This is a genomic window from Priestia sp. YIM B13490 (assembly GCF_042787735.1).
GTDB classification, from domain to species: Bacteria; Bacillota; Bacilli; order Bacillales; family Bacillaceae_H; genus Priestia; species Priestia megaterium.
In genome coordinates, this window is record NZ_JBHZOT010000003.1 from 364,589 (window position 1) to 378,780 (window position 14,192).

Consider the following 14,192-nt stretch of genomic DNA (forward strand, 5'->3'; position numbering starts at 1 on the left):
AAATGAAAGACAGAATTTTAATTATAGATGACGATGAGCAAATTCGTAATTTAATTGCTATTTACTTAGAAAATGAAGGATTTGAAGCGTTGAAAGTTTCTAATGCTGTATCTGGATTAGCGCTTTTAGAGGAACAAGAAGTAGATTTAATTATATTAGATATTATGATGCCGCAGATGAATGGAATCGATGCTGCTTTTAAAATACGTGAAGAAAAAAACATGCCCATTATTATGCTGTCGGCTAAGTCAGAAGATATGGACAAGATTTCTGGGTTAACAGCAGGCGCTGATGATTACTTAACAAAACCATTTAATCCTCTCGAGCTCATCGCACGAGTAAAATCACAAATTAGACGCTATAAAAAATACAATGAACGTGCTGAGCGCGATATTATTCAAATTGGCGATTTGGAAATTAACCGCAGCACCCGGCTTGTCTTTGTGCGCGGCCAAGAGATTCGTTTAACACCAAAAGAGTTTGATATTTTAGAGCTGCTGGTACGCTACAAAGGAACGGTGATGAGTATGGGGAAAATATATGAAGCCGTATGGCAAGAAGATGCGTTTAAATCGGATAATACCGTAATGGTTCATATTACAAAGATTCGCGAAAAAATTGAGGATAATCCCAAAAAGCCAATTTATATTAAAACCATATGGGGCGTAGGATACAGAATATGAGAAGAATAAGTGTAAAGCTTCTTTTTGCTATCATTATAAGTTTTTTGGCTACCAATTTAATTTTTATTTTAATTGCTAGGCTTGTTTTGAGCAGGTATATACAAGAAGAGAAAATGAATGTCCCTGCATATAATGTATTAGCGTTTGGACTTTTCTTTATCGCCGTTGTGGTCTTTGTTTTTGTTTTTTTAGCACTTATTCGTTCTCATATTCGTTATCTGAAAGAAATCTCTAAACAAGTTCAAAAAATTTCAAATGGAGATTTAGGCGCAACCATCCATGTACGAGGAAAAGATGAACTGGCTGAATTAAGTCAAAACATTAACAAAATGTCTGCGCAGCTTCGTACAAAATTTGATCGTGAACGAGAGCTGGAGCAAGCAAAAAATCAGCTAATATCCAGTGTATCTCACGATTTGCGTACGCCGTTAACATCCATCGTTGGGTACCTAGATTTAATCAAAAAAAGAGAAAGTATGGATGATGAAACATTATATAGCTACTTATATATTGTTGATTCAAAAGCAAAATACTTAACTGATTTAATAGAAGAATTGTTCGACTATACAAAATTAACGAGTCCTGATCTTCAGCTTCAACGAAATGAGGTCGATATGAAACGTTTGCTTCAACAGGTAATAGGAGAGTACGAGCCAATTTTAACAAGAGAAGGCATTGATGTTCATACTACCTTTGCTTGTGAATGGAATGCATTTATTGATGTGGAAAAAATGGTAAGAGTATTTCAAAACTTGCTCGAAAATGTCAAGAAATACAGCAAAAAGCCTTCCGTATTAGAGGTGAATCAGGAGATTGACGAGGGTTACATAGTTATTTCTTTTAGGAACAGCATTAACATCAGTGAAAAAATTGAGGTAGAAAAGTTGTTTGATCGATTTTATCGAGGTGATGAATCAAGAACGGACGCGAATGGTTCAGGTTTAGGACTGGCTATTGCAAAACAAATTATTCAGCTGCATCAAGGAGAGATACGAGCGGAACGTCAGCATAATAAGCTCACTTTTTTTATAAAGCTGCCGTTAACACAAGAAAGCCTTAAGAATCACTTGTAAAGATTCTTAAGGCTTTTTGCGACTATTTTGATGCCGTATTCAAATTCTGCAAGCGTCGCATAAGAAAAGGATATTCTGATATGCTGTGAAGCCTCATGGTCATACAATGCGCCTGGATTTAAAAGAACTCCTTCGTCGAGACAGTGCTTAAATAACTTCCGCATCGAAACAGGCTTATGCAGCGTAAGCCAAAAATAAAAACCACCGCTCGGAGCATTCCACACAGCGAGATTCTTCAAATACTTCTCTAGAATAGCCAGTGTTTGCTGAGATTTTTCTTTTAATTTATAGCGTACGCTGGCCACATGCTTGTCATAGAGTCCGGTTTTGAGAGCTTCAGCAGCAGCCCATTGAGATAAGGAACTGGCTCCGTAGTCAACTTGCATTTTAAGGTCAGCTAATCGCTCAATTACATGTTCAGGCCCTATAATCCATCCAATTCGAAATCCTGGACTGAATGTTTTAGAGAACGTTCCTAAATAAAGAACCATTCCATTTTTATCTTGAGCTTTTAACGAAAGTGGAGGCGGTGAATGGAACCAAAGCTCTCCGTAAGCATCATCTTCAATAATAGGCAAATGCATTCTTTCACACTGGCGAAGCAGCTCTTGGCGCCTTTTTTCACTCATCGTTACATTGGTGGGGTTATGAAAGTTCGGTATTGTATATAAAGCTGTGCCTTTTTCTTTTTCGTGCTGGTCTTTTAATGAAGCTAAATGCATTCCTTCTTCGTCTAACGAAACGCCCGTTATTTTCATTTGTGCGGACTGAAATAACGGCAGAGAATAAAGATAAGAAGGCTTTTCAGCTAATATATTGGCACCTGGAGGCAGCAGGCCGATTGAAATTAACTGAAGGGCTTGAAGTGAACCGGATACAATTAAAATAGATGAAGGAGAAGTTTCAATGCCCCGTTTTTTTACATGCTTGACTAACTCTTGTCGGAGTTCATCATTTCCTCTTGGGTGCTCGTAGCCCAAGTGTACGCTTCTATGATTAATTCCGCTAAATAGTTCCGAAAGCTGCTGGGAAGGAAGCAGGTCAGGTGCTAACTCTCCAGTTCCTAAACGAATAATGCCCGGTTGAAATTCAGCTTCGTTAATATGACGGATAGTCGGAGAATTTGGTTGGTATATTCCTGCTTCTACATACGAATTCCAGTTCATGTGAGAACCTGATGCTAGTAAGCTCCACGTATTGTTAATGACCTTGGTGCCACCGCCTTTGTTTCCGCTGAGCAGTCCTTCAGCAATTAAGTTTTCGGTTGCTGTCACCACAGTGCTTCTATTTACAGAAAAGCTAGCAGCTAAATGGCGCTGCGAAGGAATTTTAGTTCCAATAGGCCACTCTCCATTTATGATTTTCTCTTTCATATACTCTTGAATTTGTTTGTGCATTGGCTTTTTATCAGCCGGATCTGGAGTCCAGTTCATGTGAGACCACCTTTTTATAATTTGGTTGGTATTATAAATCAAAACTTGGGTGGAGACAACAGGGGATGTCAATTGTAGTATAAAAGAGAAAGGAGAGAACAACATGTTTACAGTGGTTATACATGCTTTATTGTTAGCATTCGGTTTGATTTTACCTTTAGGGGTACAAAATGTGTTTGTTTTTAATCAAGGAGCCAATCAACGAACGTTCAAACAGGCGCTTCCCGTAGTTTTCACGGCTTCTGTTTGTGATACGATTTTAATTCTAGTAGCAGTGCTGGGAGTTTCAGCAGCAGCCGCTGCTTTTTCATTTTTTCAAACGCTTATTTTTGGAATAGGTCTTCTTTTTTTAGCGTATATGGGCTTTGTGACGTGGAAGAGCGAACCGTCAAAAACGTCAGTAAAGGAAGAAATGACGGTGAAAGCACAAATTTTATTTGCTGCTTCTGTATCTCTGCTAAATCCTCACGCGCTGATGGATATTATGGGCGTGATTGGAACAAATTCTCTACTGTACAGCGGAAAGGAAAAATGGGTTTTTACGCTGGTGACAATATCCGTTTCATGGATATGGTTTTTGTCCTTAGCTTTTGCAGGAAAAGCAGTAGGGAAAATGGATTCAAATGGGAAAATAATGATTTGGGTGAATAAGGCTTCTGCATGTATGATTTGGGGAGTAGCTCTTTACATGGCAAAAAGTATGTTTTTTCAGTAAAATAGATGCTAAAAGGAAAGTTATGTAATAGAAAGAAGTACTTTTTTCTAGAAAGCGAGGGGTAAAGATGATTCAAGGAATTAATCATATGTGCTTTTCTGTGTCAAATTTAGAACAATCCATCATATTTTATCAGAAAGTGCTAGGAGCGGAACTTTTAGTGAAAGGAAAATCCACCGCTTACTTTAGTCTGAATGGACTGTGGCTGGCGTTAAACGAAGAAAAAAATATTCCTAGATCAGACATTCAGTATTCGTATACTCATTTAGCGTTTTCTATTTCTATTGAAAACTTTGACGAAGCAAGAGAACTGTTAAAACAGCATAATGTAACCATCTTACCGGGAAGAAACCGCGACGAAAGAGACAGAAAATCTATTTATTTTACGGATCCGGACGGTCATAAATTTGAATTTCACACTGGTACGCTCCAAGACCGTTTAGCGTATTATCAAGAAGAAAAGCCTCATATGACATTTTATTCGCCAGAAGAGTAGTATTAAAATAGTTATATAAGGTTACAGTTTTATTACATTCGTATTCCTCGCTCAGTTATCATTAAATAAACGATACTGTTGTGATATAATGGAAAAAAAGTGAGGAGGAGGAAGAATGTATACCGCAAAACAGGTGAAGTTTGGTTCGCATATTGTGATAGGCGTACTTTTCGGCATCCTAGCTGCGATGTTAATCGGCACTTTTTATCAAAATGTACCAGGTGTATTACCATACGGGATGATTAGCGGACTTGCAGTAGGACTCATAGCAGATACATATTATACAATTAAAACAAAAATAAAGGTTATCTAATATAGTGTAGTACTATCTTCAGGAGAAATAAAAGATTCCTCTTGAAAATAGTACTATTTTTATGAGGAAAATGGTTAATTTCCACTTTAGAAAAACAAGTCAGTGAGCTACAAAAATTGTAAATTTATTATTTTGAATCACAAATAGGGGGTTGAAATATCACATTAACTCTAAGTATAGAATTATATGTTAAGGTAAATAACCGTTTTCTAAACAGTGAAACGGTTTTTACTTTTTTTCTAATTAGTTTTATTGCGCGTCAGATAAAAGGTCTAATAATTAAGTAATTGTTAGTAAAACTGCGGATAAGAGGTTTTTAAAGCTGCTACTAACAGATAAAATACTGTTGCTTTTAATGGTTCATCTATAGAAAACTTGATAATTTTACTAAAATCGTTCTTTTGGAGTACATAATATATGCTATCATTGTTGGGTGAAAAAACTACATACCAAAAAAAGGAGAAACAAATGAAAAAATTAAGAAGAATCGGCCTAGGACTTGTAGCATCTTTGCTATCTATTAGTTTAGTAGCTTGTGGGTCAACAAAAGAAGAACAAAAACAAGGATCTGCTAAGCAAGAGCAGAAACAAATGGGGAAAGAGCAGAAGAAACTCGAACAAAAACTCTCTAAATTAGAGAGTGAGTATGAAGAATATACAAAAGAAAAAGGATATATGGAATCTGATGATTATCTTGTTTTTGAAGCAGACTTTAACATACTTGCAAAGTCAATTGAAAGCAAGAATATTCTTCAAGGCGATGATGGTGAACTAGACAAACACTTAAAAGACTTAAAAACTGAGATAGACAATTTAAGTAATGATCAAGCAATAAAAGCTCAAAAGCGTTACGGTTCGGCAGTAGATGTGTACGAGGCTGCAATAGGTACTCATATGCATATTGTATTAACGAAAGCCGATATTACTCAGCACTTTAATGCAGTAAACACGATTGAGTTAGACAAAGATTTTAATGCAGATAGCTACGATTATGAAAAAATTGATGCAGACGCAACTGAGGCTATTAAGTCTATACAAGGAATGCCTATGAAAAGAATAAAGCTTATTAAGGAAGAGTTGGAGAAATATAAAGATAGCTTTAGTACTGAAGAATATAATCAATTGAATTCCGCAGTCACTAGCGTAACTTCGTCATTAAATAAACAAGTTGAAATGCTAGAAGTTCTACAAAAAGAAAGTGGTAAGGATAAATCAACTTTAGAAGAAAACACAAAAGCTGCTGAAACACAATTTTTAGATGCTAAAGAAAAAGTGTCTGCATTTGAATCTAAATATGATATCCAAATGTAAAATATATGCTTTAAATACAATTGTTTATTAAAATAAAAAGCCGTTTCTTAACCAAAGAAACGGCTTTTTATTATTTCTCTCTATTGATCTTTGGTGTACGCAAGAAGAAAGAGAGTAAAAACCAGACCTAATAATGTAGCAAATAAGAATACATCGTTAATGCCATCTATAGTCGGAGTTGTTATTGCTTTAGCGTATAGCGATATAATACCGCTATTACCTAACTGACTAAGTTGACTACTAAAGAAATCATTGTTAGTTGTTAGTGTATTAGTGTAGTTTGAAAGATGTTCAGTAGTTTGCTGTGTCATAATTGTAACAAGTATAGCCGTACCAATCGAACCTGGAACTTGACGAATTGTATTACTTAAAGCTGTACCGTGAGAAATTAAATGGTGAGGTAATTGGTTCATACCTGCAGTCATAATAGGCACCATAATTAATGCATCTGGCAATAATAGTAGATCTGATTAAAGCGGCGTAAAGCCTCAAATGCTTTGTAGATAGATTGGCAGCAGTTTTGAAATTATTTAGGATGAAACATAAAAAATTATAATCAGATTTGTTGAAAATCAATCCAAAAATTATTAATGTAATTTTCTGAAACTTTTCTTCGTGCTAAAACGTATAGTAAGTATAGGGAATGTTAATTTAAATTCCGTTTTGCGGAAAAACATTTAATATACAGTCGGAGGATATATGCTGTATTACGCGACGTTAGGTGAACTAAAGAAAAAAAGGGACCTGAAGCGATTTAACTTATGAAATTAATCCTTTTATTGGGTCAGCAAAAGGAGGGGTTAGTAAAACTAATCAAATTTTTAAGAGGTAATCAAATGTAATATTGAAATTAAAAAAGGGGGTAGTAAAATGACAATGTGGCTGTGGGCAGGCGGATGTATAGTGTTTTTGTTAGCAATGGGTTACATTGCAGATCGTGTAGCCGTAAGGAGAAGCATTGAATTTAGTCCGGAGGATGGAATTAAAAATGCTACAGATGCAGAACAAATATATGTGGAGAGCTATTTAAATGAAACAAAAAATACGAATAATAATATACCGCTTTAATAGAAATTATAAATAAAAGGCTTATCCGCTGCTACTTGCATTAGGGATAAGCCTTTTTGTTTTATACTTAGTTCCAAACTTCGTCTAAAGTATCTCTAAACAATTGATCTAATTCATATGTAGGGTCATCTAATTCTACGGATAAAGTTCTCACGTATTTGTCTAAACGGTCAATTTCTAAGTTCAAAAATTCATTAATAACATTGATGCGTGGTTCTAAATCTAACTCATCACCACTAATTTTACGCTTTAACAGCTTGCTAACCTCTTCTTTTAATTCTCCTTCTGGTAACAGTTTCTCTAAGAGAATAGGAAATTCTAGTGGAGGAAATTCGTTATATTGCTCAATCCACTTAGCAGCTAGCACAGGTCTTAAAACATAAAAATATTTTTTGATTTTTACTTCGTCACCTTGTAAATACTCTCGAAAGTTATTTCTAGCCATATTTAAATAGTGGTATATACAAGAAGTAGGAGTAAAGATGTTAGAATGTAGTTCTTTCATTTTATCAAATGTTGAATACGCCTTGTAATATACAATGTTTGATTGTATCCATTCTAGTAAGGGTGGGTTTGATTTTCTAAAAAGTTTTAATGTCTTGGTTACGTCCCAGCCGCTAACATCTAATAGGTCATTAATAGGTAGCTCTATTACATCTCGCTTTTTACCTACACCCATTGGATCAATGCTTAAATATTTATTCCTCTTATGAATATAAATAAATCTAACATCATAATCGCTATCTTTAGATGGAAAGTCCCACGCTCTACTTCCAGATTCACAAGCGTATAATACTTTTACGTCGTAATCTTCTTCAATTTTCTTTAAAGCTGCAACGATTGTTTCTCTCATAACCCAACCTCATTTTCTTTTAATGCTTTCTATATACAAAAGCTATTACTATTTCTCCTATTATATTTCATAATGGATGGAAAATGGTAAATAAATAAAAGAAGCTTCCTTTAGGACTCTAAAAATCTACGAAAATATAGAGAGTAAAGAATTATATCACTCAAAAAGCACTACATCCAATCCGTTTCTGCGGTAACAGGTTAGAAGCGTATACAGTTCTGCACGGTGATGGTATAAATGAAACTGATTTATTCAACTAAATACCGCATTTTTTGATCGAGCCAGTACTCTGATTTTTCATTGTTATCGAGCTTAATATAGCAATCGACAATTTCATCATAAATGAATTCCTTTTCTTCTACTAAATCAATAAATTTAATGAGTAAAAATACGGCTTTTGAAACTTTTCCATTCTCACAAAGCCATTCTTTCATCCAGATTAATAAGTCAAGAAGAATAATCTCTATTTTTACTCGGATATCAAGGAACCAATCGTCATAAATCGTTGTTAAATAATGAGGAACTAATTGGTGCAGTCGCTGTTCAGCTTCCTTAAATTTCAACGCCGGATCAGACTGTTCGGTAATCCACTGAAGGTCAGTTAGTAAGTCTAATCCATCGCTTGACACATCGGCGTTTAAAGAAATGAGCTGCCTGTTAACAAGTAAAACTGGCTCTTCCTTTTCTGCGTTCAATAACTTTTTTAAATGAGACAAGTAGACGCGTAAATTCTTTCTGGCATTGCTTAAAGGTACATCAGGCCACAGCGCTTCGCATAGCTGTTCTCTGCTGATAGAATGATGAAAAATAAGATATAGTAAAATTTCTTGAGCAAAGCGCTTATTCCAGCCTTCTGTAATAAGCTGGCCATTTACATATACGGAAAAAGAGTACAAAAAATCTACTTTAAGAGAGGGTGTATGTGCATGAAAATCTTTTTGTATATCTATAGCTGTGTCACTTTCCCAGTTCTTAAGTATTTTCATAGGATCATTCTTTAAAGAAGGTAATTGTTGTGTATTACTTTTAATAAAATCTATAACAATTTCTTTGAGTAAAGCTGTTTTTTCTTTTACTAGAAATGAAGAATGAGCGTTAGGTATGGTCATATGACTGTAGTTTTTTAAAAACATCGTTTTTGAAATCAGATACTGTGATGAAAGCAGCAAATCATGTTGGCCAGATAAAGTGAGTACAGGAAGTGAAATACTAGTCAACTCTTGAAATAGATTGTCTGTAATAGATAGTTTAAGAAAGCGGAAATATACCCCGGGATCCATTTTTTTTAGTCTTTCAATTACCTGTTGTATGTTTGTAGGTTCCAGACTCTCTAGTTTGCCTAATTCGAAAATTTTTTCTACCGGTATTTGGTTTTTACTTTCTTCGTTGTAACATCTCTTAATCTTTTGAAGGGTGCTATCGGAATAAAAAGGAAGAGACAATAGTATCAGTCCTTCAATAAGAAATTCATAGCGAGCAGCAAATTTAACAGCGATTTGTCCTCCAAATCCCACTCCAACTAAGTAACATTTTTTTATATGTAACGTATGTAATAAGTGGAAAAGATCTTCAATATGAGCCTCGAACGATATCTCCCCTGTAGCGGAGGCGCTGTTTCCTGTCTCTCTCAAATCGTATTGAATAACAGAATAATGTTGGGTTAATTCTGCAGTAATAGAATCAAAAAGCGTATGATCAGTGATAACAGAATGAATCATCACAATGGTGTCTGTCTGGTCAGTGAACGCGGGCGAATGAACTTCATAGTAAATTTTTTCTGTCGCCGTATGCAGAAAAGGCATAAAAACAATCCTCCTAGTGTCTAACTGTAGCGTTTGTGTAACGGTAAAATTATTATGATAAGAATAGACAAAAATTTCAAAAAAATAGGTGCTTTTTAGTAATTAAAAAATGTCTAATGTTCTAGTAATATCCATTATACTGTAAAACCATAGTGAGAAATAAGAGAGAATGCCCAAAAATAGAAAAAAGAAAACGTTATCAATTTCGAAAAAAGAAGAAAGGAGGAGAATTATGAATTTTAAAGACGAAAATACGTTAGACTTAGAATGGGTTATGCTCATAATGGAAGCAAAACAAACAGGTATAAGCATCGAGGAAGTTAGACAATTTTTACAAAGCATTAGTTCAAATGCTTAGCCGATACAATGATAAGGGAATAAATCGTTCCCAAGTATAGATAACCTTTATAACCAGTCTCAAGCTATCTTCACTAGATGCATAATCACCCTTTTTTAGATGTATAATCACCCCTTTATGGTAAGAACGTTTATTTATAATGCACGGTAAAGTGAAATTATGGTATTATTATCGATAAGTAAGCATTAGTAAGGGTGATTAAAATGACAATTGGCCAACGTATTCGAGATCTCAGAACGAAACAAGGAATATCGCTAACAGAACTTGCAAACCGAGCGGGTGTTGCTAAATCCTACATATCTTCAGTAGAAAGAGGAATTCAGCTCAACCCATCTATTCAATTTCTAAACAAAATTTCTACCTCATTGAACGTGAGTATTGATAGATTAATTCATGAGCCTATGGATAAATCTGAATCGTTGGATATTGATGATGAGTGGCTTGAGTTAGCAAAAGAAGCAGCGGAGTCAGGAATAAGCAAAGAGCAGTTTAAACAATTTCTTGAATTTCAAAAATGGCAGCGGGCAAAGCAAGATTAACTTCGCGGAATATACATAAAAGAGAACTTACATAGAATAACTGCTAAAAAATCATGATTACAAAAAAGAGATTCCATTTATCTATGGAATCTCTTTTTTAGGCTTAAGAAGAAATAAAATGGGACGAGAATTCTTTTTCTCGCTGAAACTGAATACGTTCAAGAGTTATTAATTTAGGCTTTCTTTTCTGTTCAAACTGTCTCAATGTTTCTGAAATCTCTTTGTTTTGATAAAAAACTTGATGCAGTAAGTCAGACAGTAAGTCAGCGTCTTTTAATGACTCGTTTAATCCAAAAGCGCCAGTGGGGGTCATCGTATGAGCAGCATCCCCTAATAATAACAGGTGATGCTTTGACCATACTTCGCTTATGCTGCTTTGCACAGAAAGAAGCGTAAAGTCTGACCACGACGTAATAAACCTTTCTATTGAAAGGTTTAAGCTAGGGAAAGCGTCTATTAAACGCTGAATAAACGGTCTAAACGATTGTTTCCGAAGAGCAGGATAGCTGCCTTTTTCAATATTCCATCCGATTTGAACAAAGCCTTTTGCTTGAGAAAAAAGCGCCACCTGCTGCTGCTTCACAAGTGCAAATTTAATAGAAGGCTCCCAATTGGCTGGTGCAGGAATTTTCGCCCAAAGCAAATCGTATCCATGATTGTGGATATTGTTTTTTATGTGCGCAAGTTTGCGAACAGTTGAATATCGACCATCTGCTCCAATAATGATTTTACTTTCAACTATTATTTCACCTTGGCCTTTTTGCTGAGCTTTTATTCCAGTATATTGGCCTTTTTCATTCTGCATTAGTTCCGTTATTTTTGTGCCCAGCATAAGTTTGTAGGAGGGATGGATGCTTGCTTGGTTATTTATAGACTGAAGGAGATGCTGCTGTGGCACATGAATTCCTGCATGTCCAAGTTCAGATTCTATCGTTTTGAATATATGTCCATCCTTCCAGTATTCGACCCTAGACATTCGAAGGAGGCCTAAGCTTTCAATTTCTTCAAATATATGATGTTTCTTAAGAATCATTTCTCCATTTTCATTTAAATGTTCGCCTCGAAATTCTTTTCCAAGCGTATCAGATCTCTCTATCAGTATAGTTGATATATTTTGTTTAGCCAGTAGATAGGCCAGTAGAGCACCGCCTGGTCCGGCTCCTATTATACACACTTCTGTTCGATAGTTCATTTTCTTCACCTTGTTTGTTATATGCAATTAAGTTACTTTTAGTAAGTATATTAACTTTTATAAATGTTAATGTCAACTTTTTTATAGCTTTTCTTCTATGAAATTCGCTCTTTGGACAAAACACAAATAAGGTTCTATATAATCAAAGTCAAAGATTAAGTTTTATGGTAAACTAAAATACACAAATTATTTTGAATAATTTGTATAAAAAGGTTAAATTTCAAAATTGTTGAGAAAAAGCACGGTTGGAAAGCTGCAGGATTTTTAGCAAGAAGAGTAGAGATCGTTTCTGAAAATTCTAGCAAACTCCAATTTCGACTGGAGGATGATTATGACAAAAGTAGAACATTATATTCAAACATTGGGTAACAGTGCAGATTTGCTAACAAAAAGGCAGACAAGCATTTACTTCGAAAAACTTTCAAACACCTTTCCTTTTTTAACAATCATGCAAATTAATTGGAGAAAAGTATTAATTAAAAAGTCCACCCGGCATATTGAAGAAATCAAAAAATGGCTTCAAGAGATGAATATAAAAGAACATCAGGTTGTTTTATTCTGGAAACGAGCAACTAAAGCTGTAAGCGTCGATTTAGTTCAGGCTTTACTGTTTTTTCAACAAACAGCTGATCTGACAGAAGAAGCATTTATTTACTGTCCGTCTGTTGACTATGTAATTGAGTATTTTAAAGACGGTAAAATGATGATTGGTTTAGCAGCACGTTAATTAAAAGGAAAAAAAGCTGAGAGAGGAGGCGAATTAGAACTTCTTCACTCAGCTTTTTATGCATATAAAATCTGAAAAATACGAAACATAACGTTATTTACAACATAAATTACCTTCTCTTTATAATTAGTGGGAAAAGTATTGACATTTTCCATAAAACAAATATAATTAACATTAATCATATTGTTAATTGTAAAAAGAGCGATCAGGAGAAATGATGAATGTCGAACAATAAAGCAATGACGAATCAAACGAAAAAAGAATACCCTAAACCCTATGGCTATACGTCAGATATTGCTGTATTTACGATTGTGACGGAAGAAAAAGAACCATACAAACCACCTAAAATGAGTTTGAAATTAATGCTTATCCAACGAGCAATGGTGAATGCAGAGGGAGAAAAGAACAGCGAAGCAGGAAAGTGGGCGCTTCCCGGCGGATTTGTCCATCCTGATGAATCAGCTTTTGAAGCGGCCAAAAGAGAGCTCGAAGAAGAAACTGGCGTAAAGGATATTCATTTAAAACACTATGGTGTCTATGATGAGCCTGGCAGAGACGATAGAGGATGGGTCATTACAAACGCACATTATGCAATCGTCCCAGAAGATAGTCTAATAAAGCGAAAAGCGAATGATGATGCCGCTCGAGTTGAATTGTTTAAAATAGATGAAATCTTTTCATTGCCTTTAGCTTTTGATCATGAAATCATCATTCGAGATGCAATCAAGGAAATTAAGAAAGATTTATTGCAAACGACCATTGCCCAGAAATTTCTGCCTTCTCAGTTTACATACTCTGAGCTGCAGGCTGTGCTGCTTACCGTAACGGATGATGCAGCGATTAAAAGTGATCAGGCCTTTGCACGAAAAATAAGAATGCTGCCATTTATTGAAGAAGTAGACGGAAAAACAACGACGAGAACGTCTAAAAAACCAACAAAGCTCTACCGGTTTGTTGAAATGAATGTGATGAAGCCAATCTATACAGCACGCTATTAAAAGAAAAACTTTCAATTTAAATAATTAACAATATGTTAACTGTTAATTTTTACGTATGAGGGGGAAACATAATGAAAAAAGCACTGATTAACATCGATTATACAAATGATTTTGTAGCTGAAAACGGAGCTTTGACATGCGGAGAACCAGGGAGACAAATAGAAACATTCATAAGCGATATTACGCGTCAATTTATTGAGCAAAACGAGTATGTGGTGTTCGCCATTGATTTTCATAAAGAAAATGATTCCTTACATCCAGAATCAGCGCTGTTTCCGCCTCATAATGTTGAAGGTTCTGCAGGAAGAGAGCTATACGGAAAGTTAAATGATTTATATAATGTGTATCGATCACAGGCAAATGTAGAATGGATGAATAAAACGAGATACAGCGCATTTGCTGGAACAGATCTGGAGATTAAACTTCGAGAAAGACAAATTACCGATGTCTACTTAGCAGGTGTATGTACGGATATTTGTGTACTTCATACAGCAGTAGATGCCTATAATAAAGGATTTGCTATTTATATTTATGAAAAAGCCGTAGCAAGCTTTAATCAAAAAGGCCATGAGTGGGCGCTTGAACATTTTAAATCTTGCCTCGGGGCAGAAATTATTTAAGGACATAAAAG

Annotated in this window: 16 protein-coding genes and 1 pseudogene; 12 read left to right on the forward strand and 5 right to left on the reverse strand. The window is 35.1% G+C overall.

Annotated features, from left to right (window positions below; all coding sequences use genetic code 11):
* Positions 1-2 precede the first annotated feature (2 nt).
* Together ACFX4R_RS11755 and ACFX4R_RS11760 are read left to right on the forward strand one after the other, a co-directional pair.
* Positions 3-683, forward strand: coding sequence for a response regulator transcription factor (locus ACFX4R_RS11755; RefSeq protein WP_165575218.1), 681 nt, complete (start codon positions 3-5; stop codon positions 681-683).
* Complete coding sequence (locus tag ACFX4R_RS11760; protein ID WP_043982222.1) at positions 680-1,756, forward strand: HAMP domain-containing sensor histidine kinase; 1,077 nt, start codon at positions 680-682, stop codon at positions 1,754-1,756. The genes ACFX4R_RS11755 and ACFX4R_RS11760 overlap by 4 nt, the downstream gene beginning before the upstream one ends.
* On the opposite strand, the gene ACFX4R_RS11765 is transcribed toward ACFX4R_RS11760, so the two are convergent.
* Positions 1,747-3,189 (reverse strand): aminotransferase-like domain-containing protein, encoded by a 1,443-nt coding sequence (locus ACFX4R_RS11765; protein ID WP_043982224.1) that lies wholly within the window; start codon positions 3,187-3,189, stop codon positions 1,747-1,749. The genes ACFX4R_RS11760 and ACFX4R_RS11765 overlap by 10 nt on opposite strands.
* 103 nt (positions 3,190-3,292) lie before the next feature.
* On the opposite strand from ACFX4R_RS11765, the gene ACFX4R_RS11770 reads away from it, so the two are divergent.
* The 4 genes from ACFX4R_RS11770 to ACFX4R_RS11785 all read left to right on the forward strand — a co-directional run bounded on the left by ACFX4R_RS11770 (position 3,293) and on the right by ACFX4R_RS11785 (position 6,024).
* Entirely contained in the window at positions 3,293-3,904 is a 612-nt protein-coding gene (locus tag ACFX4R_RS11770) for a LysE/ArgO family amino acid transporter (RefSeq protein WP_043982225.1), read from the forward strand.
* Between the two features lie 67 nt (positions 3,905-3,971).
* Entirely contained in the window at positions 3,972-4,400 is a 429-nt protein-coding gene (gene fosB / locus ACFX4R_RS11775) for a metallothiol transferase FosB (RefSeq protein WP_025752225.1), read from the forward strand.
* A gap of 115 nt (positions 4,401-4,515) precedes the next feature.
* Complete coding sequence (locus ACFX4R_RS11780) at positions 4,516-4,713, forward strand: hypothetical protein (RefSeq protein WP_016763981.1); 198 nt, start codon at positions 4,516-4,518, stop codon at positions 4,711-4,713.
* Between the two features lie 468 nt (positions 4,714-5,181).
* Positions 5,182-6,024, forward strand: a complete 843-nt coding sequence (locus ACFX4R_RS11785) for a DUF342 domain-containing protein (protein WP_162214162.1) — start codon at positions 5,182-5,184, stop codon at positions 6,022-6,024.
* A gap of 250 nt (positions 6,025-6,274) precedes the next feature.
* Here ACFX4R_RS11785 and ACFX4R_RS11790 read toward each other — a convergent pair.
* Positions 6,275-6,470: pseudogene (locus ACFX4R_RS11790) on the reverse strand (multidrug resistance protein); the annotation flags it as partial.
* A 424-nt stretch (positions 6,471-6,894) separates the two neighbouring features.
* Between ACFX4R_RS11790 and ACFX4R_RS11795 the strand changes: the two are divergent.
* A complete protein-coding gene (locus tag ACFX4R_RS11795; protein WP_162214163.1) occupies positions 6,895-7,092 on the forward strand; it encodes a hypothetical protein in 198 nt (65 codons plus the stop codon).
* Positions 7,093-7,159: 67 nt separating this feature from the next.
* Here the strand turns inward: ACFX4R_RS11795 and ACFX4R_RS11800 are convergent, their stop codons facing one another.
* Both ACFX4R_RS11800 and ACFX4R_RS11805 read right to left on the reverse strand, forming a co-directional pair.
* A complete protein-coding gene (locus ACFX4R_RS11800; RefSeq protein WP_043982231.1) occupies positions 7,160-7,945 on the reverse strand; it encodes a nucleotidyltransferase domain-containing protein in 786 nt (261 codons plus the stop codon).
* A 248-nt stretch (positions 7,946-8,193) separates the two neighbouring features.
* The gene (locus ACFX4R_RS11805) at positions 8,194-9,747 is read right to left on the reverse strand and encodes an alpha/beta hydrolase (protein ID WP_043982234.1); all 1,554 of its coding nucleotides are present in this window, start codon (positions 9,745-9,747) and stop codon (positions 8,194-8,196) included.
* 232 nt (positions 9,748-9,979) lie between these two features.
* On the opposite strand from ACFX4R_RS11805, the gene ACFX4R_RS11810 reads away from it, so the two are divergent.
* Both ACFX4R_RS11810 and ACFX4R_RS11815 read left to right on the forward strand, forming a co-directional pair.
* Entirely contained in the window at positions 9,980-10,105 is a 126-nt protein-coding gene (locus ACFX4R_RS11810; protein WP_013083022.1) for an anti-repressor SinI family protein, read from the forward strand.
* Between the two features lie 203 nt (positions 10,106-10,308).
* Positions 10,309-10,644, forward strand: coding sequence for a helix-turn-helix domain-containing protein (locus ACFX4R_RS11815; RefSeq protein ID WP_013056901.1), 336 nt, complete (start codon positions 10,309-10,311; stop codon positions 10,642-10,644).
* A 103-nt stretch (positions 10,645-10,747) separates the two neighbouring features.
* Here ACFX4R_RS11815 and ACFX4R_RS11820 read toward each other — a convergent pair whose 3' ends face one another.
* Positions 10,748-11,836 carry an FAD-dependent monooxygenase gene (locus tag ACFX4R_RS11820; protein ID WP_162214167.1) on the reverse strand — a complete coding sequence of 363 codons (1,089 nt, stop codon included), beginning with the start codon at positions 11,834-11,836 and terminating at the stop codon, positions 10,748-10,750.
* 331 nt (positions 11,837-12,167) lie between these two features.
* On the opposite strand from ACFX4R_RS11820, the gene ACFX4R_RS11825 reads away from it, so the two are divergent.
* From ACFX4R_RS11825 to ACFX4R_RS11835, 3 genes are all read left to right on the forward strand, one after another.
* A complete protein-coding gene (locus ACFX4R_RS11825; protein ID WP_162214168.1) occupies positions 12,168-12,563 on the forward strand; it encodes a CDI toxin immunity protein in 396 nt (131 codons plus the stop codon).
* 221 nt (positions 12,564-12,784) lie between these two features.
* Positions 12,785-13,561 (forward strand): NUDIX domain-containing protein, encoded by a 777-nt coding sequence (locus tag ACFX4R_RS11830; protein WP_057236878.1) that lies wholly within the window; start codon positions 12,785-12,787, stop codon positions 13,559-13,561.
* A 71-nt stretch (positions 13,562-13,632) separates the two neighbouring features.
* A complete protein-coding gene (locus tag ACFX4R_RS11835) occupies positions 13,633-14,181 on the forward strand; it encodes a cysteine hydrolase family protein (protein WP_043982237.1) in 549 nt (182 codons plus the stop codon).
* Positions 14,182-14,192 lie beyond the last annotated feature (11 nt).

Excerpts from the sequence above, each read along its gene's own strand:
- ACFX4R_RS11755 (WP_165575218.1), top strand. The coding sequence starts at position 3 with ATGAAAGACAGAATTTTAATTATAGATGACGATGAGCAAATTCGTAAT.
- ACFX4R_RS11760 (WP_043982222.1), top strand. The coding sequence starts at position 680 with ATGAGAAGAATAAGTGTAAAGCTTCTTTTTGCTATCATTATAAGTTTT.
- ACFX4R_RS11765 (WP_043982224.1), bottom strand. The coding sequence starts at position 3,189 with ATGAACTGGACTCCAGATCCGGCTGATAAAAAGCCAATGCACAAACAA.
- ACFX4R_RS11770 (WP_043982225.1), top strand. The coding sequence starts at position 3,293 with ATGTTTACAGTGGTTATACATGCTTTATTGTTAGCATTCGGTTTGATT.
- fosB (WP_025752225.1), top strand. The coding sequence starts at position 3,972 with ATGATTCAAGGAATTAATCATATGTGCTTTTCTGTGTCAAATTTAGAA.
- ACFX4R_RS11780 (WP_016763981.1), top strand. The coding sequence starts at position 4,516 with ATGTATACCGCAAAACAGGTGAAGTTTGGTTCGCATATTGTGATAGGC.
- ACFX4R_RS11785 (WP_162214162.1), top strand. The coding sequence starts at position 5,182 with ATGAAAAAATTAAGAAGAATCGGCCTAGGACTTGTAGCATCTTTGCTA.
- ACFX4R_RS11795 (WP_162214163.1), top strand. The coding sequence starts at position 6,895 with ATGACAATGTGGCTGTGGGCAGGCGGATGTATAGTGTTTTTGTTAGCA.
- ACFX4R_RS11800 (WP_043982231.1), bottom strand. The coding sequence starts at position 7,945 with ATGAGAGAAACAATCGTTGCAGCTTTAAAGAAAATTGAAGAAGATTAC.
- ACFX4R_RS11805 (WP_043982234.1), bottom strand. The coding sequence starts at position 9,747 with ATGCCTTTTCTGCATACGGCGACAGAAAAAATTTACTATGAAGTTCAT.
- ACFX4R_RS11810 (WP_013083022.1), top strand. The coding sequence starts at position 9,980 with ATGAATTTTAAAGACGAAAATACGTTAGACTTAGAATGGGTTATGCTC.
- ACFX4R_RS11815 (WP_013056901.1), top strand. The coding sequence starts at position 10,309 with ATGACAATTGGCCAACGTATTCGAGATCTCAGAACGAAACAAGGAATA.
- ACFX4R_RS11820 (WP_162214167.1), bottom strand. The coding sequence starts at position 11,836 with ATGAACTATCGAACAGAAGTGTGTATAATAGGAGCCGGACCAGGCGGT.
- ACFX4R_RS11825 (WP_162214168.1), top strand. The coding sequence starts at position 12,168 with ATGACAAAAGTAGAACATTATATTCAAACATTGGGTAACAGTGCAGAT.
- ACFX4R_RS11830 (WP_057236878.1), top strand. The coding sequence starts at position 12,785 with ATGTCGAACAATAAAGCAATGACGAATCAAACGAAAAAAGAATACCCT.
- ACFX4R_RS11835 (WP_043982237.1), top strand. The coding sequence starts at position 13,633 with ATGAAAAAAGCACTGATTAACATCGATTATACAAATGATTTTGTAGCT.